This window comes from Reyranella sp., from assembly GCF_036558665.1.
Lineage (GTDB): Bacteria > Pseudomonadota > Alphaproteobacteria > Reyranellales > Reyranellaceae > Reyranella.
In genome coordinates this window covers 11,833-27,585 of the sequence record NZ_DATBFE010000175.1, presented here as the reverse complement: position 1 = coordinate 27,585, position 15,753 = coordinate 11,833, and the positions used below count along the sequence as shown (strand labels likewise).

Below are 15,753 nucleotides of genomic sequence, written 5' to 3'. Positions count from 1 at the left end.
TTTGCGCGCCATGTGAACTGAGACAGTAATTTCATGACAGTCAGCGGCGCGCCGGACTTGGCCCGCGGGCGGTCAGGCGTTCGTGCGGGCCGAGCCCGGCGTGATCACGCCGCTCGCCGGCGGGGTTGGGATGGAGTTGCAACACAACCGTCCAACCTCTCACGCAGAACGACATGACCACGGCAGCCGCGGGCGGATTAGAACTCGCGACCTCTGCCTTCGGAGGGGACGCTCAGCCCTCTCTTTTGACCGCTACGACACGGTGTGAACGCGCATACAACGTTTGCCCACCGTCCCGCCCACTGTTCTTCGCGGATTTTCGCGCTTTGTTGCGGCGCTTAGTGGGCAGCAGTGGAGAATATCCACAAGCGCAGCGCACGCGGCGACCTGGCGAGAGACGTTAGCCCGCTTGCATTCGATCGGTCGGAAGGATGGTGCTGCCGGACAGGATTGAACTGTCGACCTCTCCCTTACCAAGGGAGTGCTCTACCACTGAGCTACGGCAGCGAACGCGGGCCTTGGGCCGGGCGGCGCGGGTATGCCATAGGGGGCCGGGCCGTTCAACCGCTGCCGCTCGCCGAAACGCAGTCCCCGCGGGTGCTTGCCCGGTGTCGCGTCGCAGCCCTACCATTTGCGGCAGAAGCTGGAGGAACCGCATGGACTGGCGCCCGATCTCGGCCGATTCGCACATCACCGAGCCGCCCAACTGCTACGTCGATCACATTGACCCGGCGTGGCGCGAGCGCGCGCCGCGGGTCGTCCACAAGGAGGGCATGGGCGATACCTTCATCGTCGAGGGCATGAAGACGCCGGTGCCGCTCGGCCTGATCGCGGCGGCAGGAGTGGCGCCCCAGGACATCCGTATCGGCGGCGCGAAATTCGAGGACCTGCACAGGAGCGGCTGGGATCCGAGCGGGCGCATCGCCGACCAGGAGCGCGACGGCGTCGCCGCCGAGGTGATCTATCCCACCGTTGGCATGCTGATCTGCAATCATCCCGACTTCGACTTCAAGAAGGCCTGCTTCGACGCCTACAACCGCTGGCTCCAGTCCTATTGCAGCCACGCGCCCGACCGGTTGATCGGCTGCGGCCAGACGGCGCTGCGTACGGTGAAGGAGGGCATCGAGGATCTCGCGCGCATCAAGGCAATGGGCTTCAAGGGTGTGATGATGCCGGGCAATCCCGGCGAGAAGGACTACGACGATCCGATCTACGATCCGTTCTGGGAGGCCGCGGTGGCGCTCGAGCTGCCACTGTCCTGGCACATCCTGACCTCGAGCGGCGACAATACGCTCGCCAAGCCGCGCGGCCCCAAGATCAACGGCTTTCTCGCCATCATCCGCGGTTGCCAGGATATCATGGGAATGCTGGTCTTCTCCGGCGTGTTCGAGCGGCACCCCAAGCTGCGTGTGGTGTGCGTGGAGGCCGACGCCGGCTGGGCGCCGCATTTCATGTACCGCATGGACCACGCCTACAAGCGCCACCGCTACTGGATGAAGGGCATGGAGCTCAAGCGCCTGCCGTCGGAATATTTCCGCGAGCACATCGCGCTCACCTTCCAGGACGACTGGACGGCGTTCCAGTTCGCCGATCGCCTCGGCGCGAAGCAGCTCATGTGGGCCAACGATTTCCCGCACAGCGATTCGACCTGGCCGTGGAGTCAGGACGTGATCGCCGAGCAGACCGCTCATCTCGCACCGGAGCTCAAGAAGCGCATCCTGCACGACAACGTCAAGGAACTCTACAAGCTCGCGGCGTAGGGCGAGCATGAGACAAGAGTCCCTCGGCTTCGCCTCGGGGTGGCACACTCCGTCTTGATTGCAAGGACAGTGTCATGCCGAGTGGCGCGCGGTAGCCCGTGTGCTTAAGCGAGGGATCCCTTGCTTGTGACGCACGCAACCCGCGCGTGCCTGCAGGCGTAGCTATTCGATGTTCCCGCAGGATATTCTTGCCGAGATCGATCGGCTCACCGCCTGGGTGCCCGACTGGCTGATCGCCGTGCTGACTTTCGCCGCAGCGGCGGGGCTGGCCCTGCTCCTGCATGGTGCGGCGGTCCGCCTCGCGCGACGCCTTGTAACGCCGCGCCACGTCTTCGTGCAGTCGCTGCTCTCGGCCACCCGCTCGCTCTCGCGCGTGGCACTGGTGCTGATCGCGATGGCGATCGTGCTGCCGGCGGTGCCGCTCGACAAGCAGGCGACGAGCATCGTCGCGCACGGGCTGTTCGTGCTCTTCATCGTGCTGCTGGGCTGGGCCAGCATCACTGCGCTGACGCTCGCGACCGACTTCTATCTCACCCGCTCGCGCGTCGAGGAACAGTCCAATCCGCTCGCGCGCAAGCACGTCACCCAGGTCCGCGTGCTGCGTCGGGTGACAGTGACGCTCGCAATCATCGTGACGGTCGCCGCCGCGCTCATGACCTTCGACTCGGTGCGGCAGTATGGCGTCAGCCTGATCGCATCGGCCGGCGCCGCCGGCATCGTGGTCGGTCTCGCCATCCGGCCGTTGCTCACCAATCTATTTGCCGGCATCCAGCTTGCCATCACCCAGCCCATCCGCATCGGCGACGCGGTCATCGTCGAGGACGAGTGGGGCTGGGTCGAGGAGATCACCGGCACCTACGTCGTGATCAAGATCTGGGACTGGCGGCGTCTCGTGGTGCCGCTTTCTTACTTCCTCGAGAAGCCGTTCCAGAACTGGACGAGGCAGAGCACCGACCTGATCGGCACCGTGCTGCTTTGGGTCGACTACACCGTGCCGGTAGCGCCGATTCGCCTGCAACTCGAGGAGATCGCGCGCGCAAGCAAGCTCTGGGACGGGCAGGTTGTGAATCTCCAAGTGGTCGACAGCAACGAGCGCGCGGTGCAGCTCCGCGCGCTGGTCAGTGCGCGGACCTCGCCGGAGGCCTGGGATCTGCGCTGCGAGGTCCGCGAGAAGCTGATCCTCTTCCTGCAGCAGGAATATCCAGGCGCACTGCCGAAGCAACGCGCCGAGCTGGTCGATCTTGCCGAACGACGGGCCGTCGCCGGCCTGTAGCGTGCGCGGTGCGTGCTCTAATCCTGCGTGCCCCGGATCCGGCCGAGCTCCATCGGCTTGCGCGCAGTCGCGAAGATCGCGTTGGTCTCCACGGACGAGATCCTGCGGCGGCGGAATTCGGCGAGATTGGCGGCTCGGACCTGCGCGGCAGCGGTCTCGCCGAGCTGCTCCACCGTCCAGCGAAAGCCGGAGCCCAGCACAATGGTCCACCACTCGTCGGCCGAGCGCAGGGCCTGGCGGCCATCCTCGGCTTCGATCTCGACATTGGCGATCCCGGCTTCGCGCAGGAGCTCGCGCACAGCCTGCGGCTCCGTGATGCGGTCCCAGGGGCTGACGGACACCACCAGATCGGGCCGCACGTCACGCACGGCCGCCCACCAAATCGACGTTCCGGGCTCGAACAGACGTGGTCCCCAGGTCGTAACGGCGAGCGCGCCGCCCGGCTTCACCATGCGCCACATGGCGCGCGCCTGGCGCGCCATGTCGGGGACGAAGAAGATCGAGAAAACGCTGACGACGGCGTCGAAATGCTCGTCCGGATAAGCGAGATGCTCCATGTCGGCGACCTCGAACCTCACGTTCGCAAGGGCGCGGCCTGCCGCCTTCCGGCGCGCGACTTCGAGCAACCGGTCGGCCAGATCGACTCCGATCACGTGGCCGCGCGGTCCAACCTGCTCGGCGGCGGGCAGGGCGGAGGCGCCGGTGCCGCAGCCGACATCCAGGATCCATGCCCCCGCCGGCAGATCCAGACGCTCGATCGTTCGCCGGCCGATACGTGCCCAGAAGCCGAGTGGCTCGTCGTCGAAATGGTCGGCGGCCGCATTGTACGTCTCCACGGCCTTGAGCTTCGCTGCATCGGTGGTCATTCCTGCCTCCCGCGCGCGATGCGCGCTTCGCGCGGCGCCTCGCTCGGCGATTTCCTCACTCGAGTCCGGCCACCCGAAAGGCCTCGCGGTACCGCCGCCGATCCCCATCGCGCGCGTATACCGCGACATCAAGAGCGCCGAGCGAGAGCTCCGGCTCGAGGCGCTTCAGATTCCGCAGCGCCGCGCCTGCCTCTGCCACCTCGCCGGCCAGAGCGCAGTTGACGACGACCATGTGATGAGCCCCCGCAGTATCAGGGTTCTGGCGCACAGCTCTCTTCGCGAAATCGATGCCATCGCGGTATCGTCCGTCAATGAAGCAACCTATCGCCCGACCGATATTGTTGAGGCCGGCCTGAAAATCGCGCGGACTGAGACGTTCCGCCGTGTCGAACTCGACCAGTGCCCTCCCGCTTTGGCCAAGGAAACACAAGGCCAACCCAAGATGGGTATGGGCAAAGGCGAAGTTCGGATTGAGTGCGACGGCGTTTTGCAACTCGGCGACGGCATCTTCGAGTTCCAGGCGCTGGCGGTGTACATGCCCGAGGGCGAGGTGCGCCCAGGGATTGTCCCTATCCAGCCGCAGGGCCTTTTGTGCGGCGTCCCAAGCGGCCGCCAAGGCGCTGTTCGATGGTTGCCAGCCGAATGAATTGTCCAACGACAGCGAGAATGCCAGCAGACTGTATGCCTGCGCATACGAGGAATCGATTGCGATCGCCTTTTTGAGCAACTTCTGCGCCACAGCATTGTCAGGCTTCGTCATTTTCAGGATGAGCGACAACCCGCGTGCGACGCAATCCCAGGCGTCGAGGTTCTCTGCGGGCTTGCGCTTTGCCCGATAGTCCTCGGCCGCGTAGAGTTGCGGCTCGATCGTGGCGACGACGTTCGAAGTGATCTCGTCTTGCAATATGAAGAGGTCAGCGGCCTCGCGATCGTAGCGTTGCGCCCAGATGTGATTTCCGGAGTGCGCATCGACCAGCTGCGCTGTAATCCGAAGCCGATCACCAGCTCTGCGAACGCTTCCTTCGAGGACATAGCGCACGCCAAGCTCGCCAGCTATCACCCGCACGTCGACGCCCTTGTCCTTGTACGCAAAGCTCGAATTGCGTGCGATCACGAAGAACCAGTGCAGTCGCGACAGAGCGGTGCTGATATCCTCGGTGATCCCGTCGGCAAAGTACTCCTGCTCCGGATCACCGCTCATGTTCCGGAAAGGAAGCACCGCAATCGATGGCTTGTCGGGCAGCGTCAGCGTCGGTGCGGGCTCGCTCAGGGGCGGAGTCTTGCCAATCAGGACGCGATATGCGCGCACCGGTCGCGCAATGTGCTTGAGCTGTTGCTCGCCCATATCCTCGAAGTGGATGTCGAGCTTGTCGCGCACCTGCTGATACGACGACTCGGAAATGCATATGCCACCCGGCTCGGCGATGCTTTCAAGCCGGCTGGCGATGTTCACGCCATCGCCCAATATGTCGTCGCCTTCGATCAGCACGTCGCCCAGGTTGACACCGATACGGAACAGCATCCGGCGATCCGGCGGCACGTTCGCATTGCGCTCGGCCGATAGCTCTTGAATGACCCGGGCACATTCGACGGCCGCGACGATGGAGGGAAATTCCATCAGTAGCCCATCGCCGGTGCTTTTGACGATCCTGCCGCGACAGCCGGCCACGACTGGGTCAATGGCCGCACGATGCTCGCGGAGCGCGCGCGCGGTGCCCGCCTCGTCAACGCCCATGAGCCGGCTGAAGCCGGCCACGTCAGCGGCCAGGATGGCTGCCAGTTTGCGTTCAGTATGCTCTCGCGGCACAGGGAAAACCTCTCTGCGCTACGCGTAGAGCCTACCCTAGGGGCGGAGGGCGTACACGAGACTATTCGAGCACCGTCCCGAGAGCCCCAAGATGGAGGCCGGGGTCAACCCTGGTCGAGGAAACTGCGCAGCATGCGCGAGCGGCTGGGATGCTTCAGCTTGCGCAGCGCCTTGGCCTCGATCTGGCGGATGCGCTCGCGGGTCACCGAGAACTGCTGGCCGACCTCCTCCAGCGTGTGGTCCGTGTTCATGCCGATGCCGAAGCGCATACGCAGCACGCGCTCCTCGCGCGGCGTGAGAGTGGCCAGCACCCGCGTCGTGCTTTCGCGCAGGTTACCCTGGATCGCGGCCTCGAGCGGGATCACCGCGTTCTTGTCTTCGATGAAGTCGCCGAGGTGGCTGTCCTCCTCGTCGCCGATCGGCGTTTCGAGGCTGATCGGCTCCTTGGCGATCTTCAGCACCTTGCGCACCTTTTCGAGCGGCATGCCGAGCTTCTCGGCCAGCTCCTCCGGCTGCGGCTCGCGGCCGATCTCGTGCAGCATCTGGCGGCTGGTGCGCACCAGCTTGTTGATGGTCTCGATCATATGCACCGGTATGCGAATGGTGCGCGCCTGGTCGGCGATCGAGCGAGTGATGGCCTGCCGGATCCACCACGTGGCGTAGGTCGAGAACTTGTAGCCGCGGCGGTACTCGAACTTGTCGACCGCCTTCATGAGCCCGATGTTGCCTTCCTGGATCAGGTCCAGGAACTGCAAACCGCGGTTGGTGTATTTCTTCGCGATCGAGATCACGAGGCGCAGGTTGGCCTCGATCATCTCCTTCTTGGCGCGCATCATCTCGCGCTCGCCATCCTGCACGGTCTTGACCATGCGGCGATACTCGAAGATCGGCGCGCCGCAATGGTCGGAGATCGCCTTGATATCCTCGCGAATCTTCTCCACCTCGGGTCCGCGCTTCTTGGCGAAGTCCTTCCAGCCCTTGCCCGAGAGCTTGCCGACCTTGTCGAGCCAGTTGGGGTCGATTTCGTGCGTGAGATAGTTGTCCAGGAAGTCCTGGCGCGGGATACGGAACCCCTCGGCCAGCCGCAGCAGCTTGCCCTCGAGCATCATCAGCTTGCGGTTGAGGTCGTACAGCGCAAGCTTGAGTTGCTCGATGCGGTTGGCGTTGATGTGCACCGTGCGCACCAGTTCGACGATCTTCTTGCGGTGCTTCTCGTAGCTCTTCTCGAACTCCGCGCTGGGCTTCTGGCCGCGCGCCAGCGTCGACAGGCGCCGGTTCTGCACCTTCGACATCTCGACATAGACCTTGGCGATCTTGGTGAGCGTGCGCAGCACCTCGGGCTTCAGCTTCTCTTCCAGAGCCGACAGCGAGAGCGCGTTCTCGTCGTCGTCCTCGCCGCCCTCGGCGGCACCCTCGGTCGCGTCGCCGCCGGCGCCGTTGGTGGTCTGCGGCGCCGGTGCGGGCCGCGGCGGCACCGCCCGGATCAGGGGCGCCTTGATCACCGGCGGACGTGGCACGCCGGCGGCTGCAGCGGCACCTTCGGCCGCTCCCTTGCCTTCGCCCGGCGCGCCGCCGCCTTGCGTCGCTTCGAGGTCGATCACATCGCGTAGGAGAATGCGGCTTTCGTTGATCGCGTCGCGCCAGGCGAGCAGCGCCGTGATTGTCATCGGGCTCTCGCAAATGCCACCGATCATCTTGTCCTGGCCCGCCTCGATGCGCTTGGCGATCTCGATCTCGCCCTCGCGGCTGAGCAGTTCGACGCTGCCCATCTCGCGCAGGTACATGCGCACGGGGTCGTCCGTGCGGCCAAGCTCCTCGTCCTCTCCGGTCGCCTCGGCCGCCACCACGGCGGTCTTTGCGGGCTCCGCCGCGCCGGCGGCAGGGGCGTCTTCCTGCTCCTCGGCCTCCACGACGTTGACGCCCGCTTCCGAGAGCATCGCCATGGTATCCTCGATCTGCTCGGACGAAACCTCGTCCGGCGGCAGGGCGGCGTTCAGCTCGTCATAGGTGACGTAGCCGCGCTCCTTGCCCTTCTGGACGAGTTTCTTGAGCTCGGCCCCCAGCGTGTCGAGGAGAGGGGCGTCCGGCCCATCTTCGCGGGCCTCCGTAGCCTCGGGTTGACTGACAGTAGCGGTTTTGGTCGCCATTTCTTTTCCTTGATGATGCGACAAACGAGTTTAGCGGCCCACAGGGGCCGGGAATCGGGCAGCGGAAAGGAAGTCGGGCGGGCGACCCGCGAAACTATCCCTTCTACTATATGGGATATAACTCCAAGTCGCGATAGAGGTGAATCCTCGAAAATTGCGCATGATAACGATTATCTGGCGGCCTCCGATGCCTCGCGGTTGATCCGAGCCAGAAGCACCCTCAGTCGCTCGTCATTCTCGTCGGTCGGGTCACGGGCCAACTCGTCCCGCGCCTGCTGCAGCTCGGCCATATTGGCGAGATGTCGCACCATGTGGTCGGCGATCCGCCGCCATTGACCCACCCATCCGTCGCTGTCTGAAGAGTTGCTTCGGAAAACCTGACGTGCCTTCGAACGTGCCGCTTCGGCCAGCCGACCCAAGCCATTGCGCTGCAAATGGTCGATGATTACCCGGGCTTCAAGAGGGGCCTCATCAGCGGCGGCCTCGTCGGCCGCCGGATCGATCCCGAGCGGCACCAGCGACAGTGCGTCGAGAAGCCCTCGCTGCAGGCGGGCCAGCTCCGGATGGCGGTCGGTGGGAAGCTTCCCCGCCTCCTCTGCCAGCACATGCAGCATCGCCGGACGCTCGACGAGCGCGCCCAGCAAGACCTGAATTTGACGCGAGCTACCGTCGAGATCGAGCGCGGCGCGGCGAGCCTCGGCCCCGGCCGAGACCGGGACGTCCATTGTTGCGGCCAGCGTCCGGAACGGACGTCGGCCTGCCCGCCTCGCGCCCGGGCGGCCGCTGGAATGCCTTGCCGAGCGTTCGGCCTCGCGGCTGCGCTGCAGGCGGTTCCACATCTCTTGGCCGTAGTAGCGGCGCACGATCGGATCGGCGATCTGCTCGATCCGCTGCTTGAGCGCACTCTGGATGTTCGCCTGCCGCTCGGGCGTGTCGGCGGGCTTGCCCTCGGTCTCCATATCCCAGACCAGGTCGGCGAGCGGCCGAGCCAGCTCCAGGACCCGGCGGATGGCCTCGGCCCCATGTCCGCGGACCATGCTATCGGGATCTTCACCAGCCGGCAGCGCGAGGAAGCGAAGGCTCTTGCCTGGCCGCAAGAGCGGCAGCGCGCGGTCGGCGGCACGCTGGGCGGCCCGCCGGCCGGCATTGTCGCCGTCGAAGCAGAGGTAGGGCTCGTCGGCGAGCTTCCACAATTCGCCGAGTTGGCCCTCGGTCAGCGCCGTGCCGAGTGGCGCCACGGCGCCGGTGAAGCCTGCGCCGTGAAGCGCGATCACGTCCATGTAGCCTTCGGCCACGATCACCGGCTGATCCCTGGTCGCGGCGACGCGCGCACGATCGAGGCAATAGAGGTTGGCGCCCTTGTGGAAGAGGGGCGTCTCCGGAGAATTGAGATACTTGGGCTCGCCCGCGCCCGTCACGCGGCCGCCGAAGGCGATCGGCCGCCCGCGACGGTCGTTTATGGTAAACATCACCCGGCCGCGGAAACGGTCGTACGGCTCTCGCTTGTCATCGTCGGGCCGGATGGCGAGCCCCGCCTCGACGATCTTGTCGACCGGCACACCCTCGCGCTTCAGCGCCGATAGAAGTCCATCGCGCGTGTCGGGCGCGAAGCCCAGGCGAAAGTCGTCGATCGTCCCGTCCTCCAGCCCGCGGCCGCGCAGATAATCGAGACCCTGCCGGCCGACCGGCAGCCGAAGCTGCTTCTGGAACCAGCGGGCCGCCGCCTCGACCACCTGCTGCAGGCTCGAGACGCGCTCGGCCCGCTCCCGCTCGACCGGCGTGGCGCGCGGCACCGGCAAGCCGACCTCACGCGCGAGCCTCTCGACCGACTCGGGGAAGGAAAGCCCTTCTGTCTTCATGACGAAGCCCACCGCATCGCCATGCTCGCCGCAGCCGAAGCAATGGAAGAAGCCCTTCTTGTCGTTGACCGTAAAGGAGGGCGTCTTTTCGTTGTGGAACGGGCAAAGCCCGGCATATTCAGCGCCCGAGCGGCGCTTCAGCGCGACCTTGCGGCCAACGATGTCGGAGAGGTTGGCGCGCGCACGCAGTTCGTCGAGAAAGCCCGGGGGAAAGGCCATGGCCTAAAATGCTCTCCGAGGAAGCCCAAGGGCAATAGCGGGAACCTATGGGAAGCGGGGATCATTGGCCGGTGAGGCCCACATGCTTGTTGGGACCGCGAGCCGCCGGCTCGCCAAAGGCGCATGTGAATGCGCCAGCGGGCTGGAAGCCGCGGTCCAGATGACAACAGCGCTATTTCGCTCGCTTGCGCTGCGGCTTGGCCGGCAGGGTCAGGACAAAATCGACGCCGCGTTGGACCCACTTTCCAAGTGCCGCCTCGGTTCGATATCCCTCGGGCATGACGCGCACGAAGCCGGTCATGGTCCGACCGCGCATTTCCATCGGCACGACGTGCGGTTGGCTCAACATCCGCTCGTAGGCTTCCGGTCCGACCCGGACCAGAAGCCCGCCGCGGCCGCTCACGGCACAGCACATCGCGCCCTTCACCATGAAGCAGAGACCACCCATCAGCTTCTTCTCGACCACGTCGCGCCGAGCCGACAGCAATCGGCGCACCCGCTGGGCTGTGTCCTCGTCGTAGGCCATGGGCACCGAGGATAGCGCGAAATGAAACGAAGAGGACGCGCGTTTCCTCGGGCTCAGCCGAGCATCTTCTTCACGGCCGTCGACGCCTTGGCGAAGTCCATCTGGCCGGCATACTTGGCCTTCAGCGCCGCCATAATGCCGCCCATGTCCCTGATCGACTTGGCGCCTGAGGAGGCGATCGCCTCCTTTACAGCGGCCTCGACCGCCGCCTCGTCCATCTGTTTGGGCAGAAAGCGGTGGATGACGTCGATCTCCGCTTTTTCCTTGTCGGCGAGATCGGCGCGGTTGCCCTTCTCGTAGAGGGTGATCGACTCGTTCCGCTGCTTGATCATGCCCTGCAGCATGGAAAGGATCCGGTCGTCGGCCACGCCTTCGCGGTTCGCTTCGGTACGGGCGGCGATGTCGACTTCCTTGAGCTTGGCCAGGATCAGTCGGATCGTGCCGACAGCGTTCGTATCGCGGGCCCGCATGGCCTCTTTCAGGGCCTCGTTCAGTTGATCGCGCAGCATCGTCCCGGTCCCACTGGCTGGAGGGCCGGAAACTAATCGTCTCGCGCGCTGTTGGCAAAGCAAATAACTTGTTGGAATTGCAGGTGAATTAAGGCGCCGCCACGCCTTGACCCCATATGGCCAGGCAGGTAAAACCCGCGCGGTTCGCAGGCCGCCTCCCTATATCAGGGGCGAGGCCCATCGGGCCGCACGAACGGAAAACAATCATCATGACTTCACCCAAGACCGCCGGCGCGACTGACGCCGCGCCGCGTTGGGCCACGGCCGCGCTGGTCCTGGCCGATGGTGCGGTCTTCTGGGGGAAGGGGGTAGGTGCGGCCCGCCATGCCGTGGGCGAGGTCTGCTTCAACACCTCGATGACCGGTTACCAGGAGATCATTACCGATCCCTCTTATGCCGGTCAGATCATTACCTTCACATTCCCGCATGTCGGCAATGTCGGCACCAATCTCGAGGACGTCGAGAGCATCAACCCGGCGGCGCGCGGCGTAGTGCTGCGCGGCGACATCACGGAACCAGCCAACTGGCGTGCGGCCAAGCCCCTCGACGACTGGTTGAGGAGCCATCACCTGCCGGGCGTGTGCGGCGTCGACACGCGCGAGATCACGCGTCGCGTGCGCGACGGCGGGGCGCCCAACGGCGTGGTGGTGCATGCGCCTGACGGCAAGTTCGATATCGCGAAGTACACCAGGATTGCGCAGGATTGGCCCGGCCTCGAAGGCATGGATCTCGCGATCGAGGTTACCGCCAAGCAAAGCTACCAGTGGGACGAGACAACGTGGTCGCTCGGCAAGGGCTACGGCAAGCTCGACAACCCCAGATACCACGTCGTCGCGGTCGACTACGGCGCCAAACGCAACATCTTGCGCTGCCTCGCCAATACCGGTTGCAAGGTGACGGTAGTGCCGGCCACGGCAACCGCCGAGGATATCCTGCGCCACGAGCCCGACGGCGTATTCCTGTCCAACGGCCCAGGTGATCCTGCGGCGACCGGCGTCTACGCGGTGCCGGCGATCCAGGGCGTGATCGACCAGAAGGTGCCGATCTTCGGCATCTGTCTTGGCCACCAATTGCTGGCGCTCACGCTGGGCGGCAGGACGCGCAAGATGGAGCGCGGCCATCGTGGCGCCAACCAGCCCGTCAAGGACCTGACTACCGGCAAGGTCGAGATCACCTCGCAGAACCACGGCTTCTGCGTCATCCCCGAATCGTTGCCCGCCAATGTCGAGGTGACGCACGTCTCGCTGTTCGACGGCACCAACGAGGGCTTGCGCTGCCCCGAGAAGCGGGCCTTCTCGGTGCAGTACCATCCCGAAGCCTCACCCGGCCCGACCGACAGCCACTACCTCTTCGACCGCTTCGTCGAGATGATCGACAAGAGCAAGAAGTGATGCGGCCCGTTCATCGTCTAGTCGATCGCGAGCCTCCGGCCCGTCTCATGATCGCGGGCGAGCCAGAGGCTCGCGATCCCGAAGAATAAGGCCATGCCCAAGCGCGCCGACATCAAGAGCATCCTCGTGATCGGGGCCGGGCCGATCGTGATCGGCCAGGCCTGCGAGTTCGACTATTCGGGCGTACAGGCCTGCAAGGCGCTGAAGGACGAGGGCTATCGTGTCATCCTGGTGAACTCCAATCCGGCAACGATCATGACCGACCCGGGGCTCGCCGATGCGACCTACGTCGAGCCGATCACGCCCGACATGGTCGCGAAGATCATCGAGAAGGAGAGGCCGGACGCAATCCTGCCAACCATGGGCGGCCAGACTGCGCTCAACACGGCGATGGCACTGCATCGCGACGGAAGGCTCGGCAAGCTCAAGGTCGAGTTGATCGGCGCCAATGCCGAGGCGATCGACAAGGCCGAGGACCGGCTCCTGTTCCGCGAGGCCATGGTCAAGATCGGCCTCGAATGTCCAAAGAGCGAGGTGGTGCACAATCGCGAGGAGGCGGTGCAGGCGCTCGATCATGTCGGCCTGCCCGCGATCATTCGCCCGTCCTTCACCCTGGGCGGCACCGGCGGCGGCATCGCCTACAACCGCGACGAATACTTCGAGATCGTGCAGGGCGGCATCGACGCCTCGCCGGTGGGCGAGGTGCTGGTCGAAGAATCGGTGCTGGGCTGGAAAGAATACGAGATGGAGGTGGTGCGCGACCGGCGCGACAACTGCATCATCGTCTGCTCGATCGAGAACGTCGACCCGATGGGCATCCATACCGGCGATTCGGTCACGGTGGCGCCCGCGCTGACGCTCACCGACAAGGAATACCAGATCATGCGCAACGCCTCGATAGCGTGCCTGCGCGAGATCGGGGTCGATACCGGCGGGTCGAACGTGCAGTTTGCGGTCGATCCGGCCACTGGCCGGATGGTGGTGATCGAGATGAACCCGCGCGTCTCGCGCTCCTCGGCGCTCGCCTCGAAGGCAACCGGTTTCCCGATCGCCAAGGTCGCGGCGCGATTGGCCGTCGGCTACACGCTCGACGAACTGCTGAACGACATCACCGGCACGACGCCGGCCTCGTTCGAACCCACGATCGACTATGTCGTCACCAAGATGCCACGTTTCGCCTTCGAGAAGTTCCCCGGCGCGGAAGAGCTCCTCACCACTTCGATGAAGAGCGTGGGCGAGGCAATGTCGATCGGACGCACCTTCCAGGAGTCCCTGCAGAAGGCGCTGCGCTCGATGGAGACTGGCCTCACCGGGCTGAACGAAATCGAGATCAAGGGCGCGCCCGACAAGGCGGCGCTGGTGGCCGCGCTGGCGCGGCCGACGCCGGACCGCATCCTGGTGATCGCGCAGGCCTTCCGCCACGGCCTGTCGATCGAGGAAGTGGCCCATGCGTCGAAGTACGAGCCGTGGTTTCTGCGCCAGATCGCGCAACTCGTCGAGATCGAGGCGGCGTTGCGCAAGGACGGGCTTCCCAAGGACGCCAGGGCGCTCATCGAGCTGAAGAAGAAGGGCTTTTCTGACGAGCGGCTGGGCGAGCTCACCAAGTCGAGCGCCGCTGACGTGGTGAGGCGCCGCCGCTCGCTGGGCGTGCGCCCCGTATTCAAGCGCATTGACACCTGTGCCGCCGAGTTCGAATCGCGCACGCCCTATCTCTATTCCTGCTACGAGGGAGACGGTCATCGCCCGGCGCAGTGCGAGGCACAGCCCACCGACCGACGCAAGGTCATCATCCTGGGCGGCGGTCCGAACCGCATCGGCCAGGGCATCGAGTTCGACTATTGCTGCGTGCATGCGGTCTATGCGCTGCGCGAAGCCGGGTACGAGACCATCATGGTCAACTGCAACCCGGAGACCGTGTCGACCGACTACGACACCGCCGACCGCCTCTACTTCGAGCCGCTGACGGCCGAGGACGTGATCGAACTCGTGGAGGTCGAGCGCAGCAAAGGCGAGCTGCTGGGCCTGATCGTGCAGTTCGGCGGCCAGACGCCGCTCAAGCTCGCCAAGCCTCTCGAGGCGGCTGGCATCCCGATTCTCGGCACCTCGCCCGATGCCATCGATCTCGCCGAGGATCGCGAGCGCTTCCAGAAGCTGATCCACAAGCTGAAACTGCGTCAGCCCGACAACGGCACGGCGACGTCGCAGCAGCAGGCGATCGCCGTGGCCGAGAAGATCGGCTATCCGGTTGTGATCCGACCATCCTATGTGCTGGGCGGACGCGCGATGCAGATCGTGTATGACCGCGAGGGGCTGGAGCGCTACATGCGCGACGCGGTCAGGGTGTCGGGGGCCAACCCGGTACTGATCGATTCCTATCTGCGCGACGCGATCGAGGTCGATGTCGACGCGCTCGCCGACAAGGACCAGAACGTCCTCGTCGCCGGTATCATGGAGCATATCGAAGAGGCGGGGATCCACTCGGGCGACTCGGCGTGCTCGCTGCCGCCCTACTCGCTGCCCCACAAGATCATCGCTGAGATCGAGCGTCAGACCGAAGCGATGGCGCGCGCCCTGCAGGTCGTGGGCCTGATGAACGTGCAGTATGCGGTGAAGGACGGCGAGATCTACGTGCTTGAGGTCAATCCGCGCGCCAGTCGCACCGTGCCGTTCGTCGCCAAGGCGACCGGCCAGCCGATCGCCAAGTTTGCAGCGCGCCTGATGACGGGCGAGGCACTGAAAACCCTCGGCATCAAGAAGGCGTCCAAGGCCAAGCATGTCGCGGTGAAGGAGGCGGTGTTTCCGTTCGCGCGCTTCCCGGGCGTCGACACGATCCTGGGGCCCGAGATGCGCTCGACCGGCGAAGTGATGGGACTCGATGCCGATTTCGGCCGGGCCTTTGCCAAGAGCCAGCTCGGCAGCGGTGCCAAGGTGCCGGTCGAAGGTGTGGTGTTCGTTTCGGTCAAGGACCAGGACAAGCCGGCGATGGTGAAGCCGGTAAAGCGCCTGGTCGATCTCGGCTTCAACGTTGTGGCAACCGGCGGCACCGCCGACTTCCTGCGCCGTCACGGCATCGTCGCGCAGCGCGTGAACAAAGTCCTCGAAGGACGGCCGCACATCGTCGATCTGATGAAGGACGGAAAGGTCCAGCTGGTGTTCAATACCGTCGACGGCGCCTCGGCGCTGACCGACAGCTTCACGCTCCGGCGCACCGCGTTGATGCACAAGATCGCCTACTACACCACCGTCGCCGGCGCCAAGGCATCGGTCGAGGGGATCGCCGCACTGAGCAGCGGCGCCTTGGACGTGGCGCCCCTGCAATCCTACTTCAAGAGCACGTTCTAGGTCCGCCCGCCGGGCTCACGGCCGGTCGCGCAACCGGACTGCGTCGTTGGGCGT

The 15,753-nt window shown here is 65.2% G+C and carries 10 protein-coding genes and 1 tRNA gene; 4 read left to right on the top strand and 7 right to left on the bottom strand.

Annotated elements, in window-relative coordinates:
- Positions 1-432 precede the first annotated feature (432 nt).
- A tRNA-Thr gene (locus VH499_RS24520) sits at positions 433-507 on the bottom strand.
- A 149-nt stretch (positions 508-656) separates the two neighbouring features.
- On the opposite strand from VH499_RS24520, the gene VH499_RS24515 reads away from it, so the two are divergent.
- Both VH499_RS24515 and VH499_RS24510 read left to right on the top strand, forming a co-directional pair.
- On the top strand, positions 657-1,760 hold the full coding sequence (locus tag VH499_RS24515) for an amidohydrolase family protein (RefSeq protein ID WP_332055399.1): 1,104 nt from the start codon (positions 657-659) through the stop codon (positions 1,758-1,760).
- Between the two features lie 169 nt (positions 1,761-1,929).
- Positions 1,930-3,033: a mechanosensitive ion channel family protein gene (locus tag VH499_RS24510; protein WP_332055398.1), complete on the top strand. Its 1,104-nt coding sequence runs from the start codon at positions 1,930-1,932 to the stop codon at positions 3,031-3,033.
- Between the two features lie 17 nt (positions 3,034-3,050).
- On the opposite strand, the gene VH499_RS24505 is transcribed toward VH499_RS24510, so the two are convergent.
- The 6 genes from VH499_RS24505 to VH499_RS24480 form a co-directional block, all read right to left on the bottom strand.
- Positions 3,051-3,899, bottom strand: a complete 849-nt coding sequence (locus VH499_RS24505) for a class I SAM-dependent methyltransferase (RefSeq protein ID WP_332055397.1) — start codon at positions 3,897-3,899, stop codon at positions 3,051-3,053.
- A 55-nt stretch (positions 3,900-3,954) separates the two neighbouring features.
- Positions 3,955-5,706, bottom strand: a complete 1,752-nt coding sequence (locus VH499_RS24500; protein WP_332055396.1) for an adenylate/guanylate cyclase domain-containing protein — start codon at positions 5,704-5,706, stop codon at positions 3,955-3,957.
- A gap of 104 nt (positions 5,707-5,810) precedes the next feature.
- Positions 5,811-7,853, bottom strand: a complete 2,043-nt coding sequence (gene rpoD / locus VH499_RS24495) for an RNA polymerase sigma factor RpoD (RefSeq protein ID WP_332055395.1) — start codon at positions 7,851-7,853, stop codon at positions 5,811-5,813.
- 170 nt (positions 7,854-8,023) lie between these two features.
- Positions 8,024-9,931 carry a DNA primase gene (gene dnaG, locus VH499_RS24490; RefSeq protein WP_332055394.1) on the bottom strand — a complete coding sequence of 636 codons (1,908 nt, stop codon included), beginning with the start codon at positions 9,929-9,931 and terminating at the stop codon, positions 8,024-8,026.
- A gap of 172 nt (positions 9,932-10,103) precedes the next feature.
- Positions 10,104-10,457: a TfoX/Sxy family protein gene (locus tag VH499_RS24485; RefSeq protein WP_332055393.1), complete on the bottom strand. Its 354-nt coding sequence runs from the start codon at positions 10,455-10,457 to the stop codon at positions 10,104-10,106.
- Between the two features lie 53 nt (positions 10,458-10,510).
- Entirely contained in the window at positions 10,511-10,966 is a 456-nt protein-coding gene (locus VH499_RS24480) for a GatB/YqeY domain-containing protein (RefSeq protein ID WP_332055392.1), read from the bottom strand.
- A 209-nt stretch (positions 10,967-11,175) separates the two neighbouring features.
- On the opposite strand from VH499_RS24480, the gene carA reads away from it, so the two are divergent.
- A complete protein-coding gene (carA, locus tag VH499_RS24475; RefSeq protein WP_332055391.1) occupies positions 11,176-12,357 on the top strand; it encodes a glutamine-hydrolyzing carbamoyl-phosphate synthase small subunit in 1,182 nt (393 codons plus the stop codon).
- Between the two features lie 93 nt (positions 12,358-12,450).
- The gene (gene carB / locus VH499_RS24470; protein WP_332055390.1) at positions 12,451-15,699 is read left to right on the top strand and encodes a carbamoyl-phosphate synthase large subunit; all 3,249 of its coding nucleotides are present in this window, start codon (positions 12,451-12,453) and stop codon (positions 15,697-15,699) included.
- Positions 15,700-15,753 lie beyond the last annotated feature (54 nt).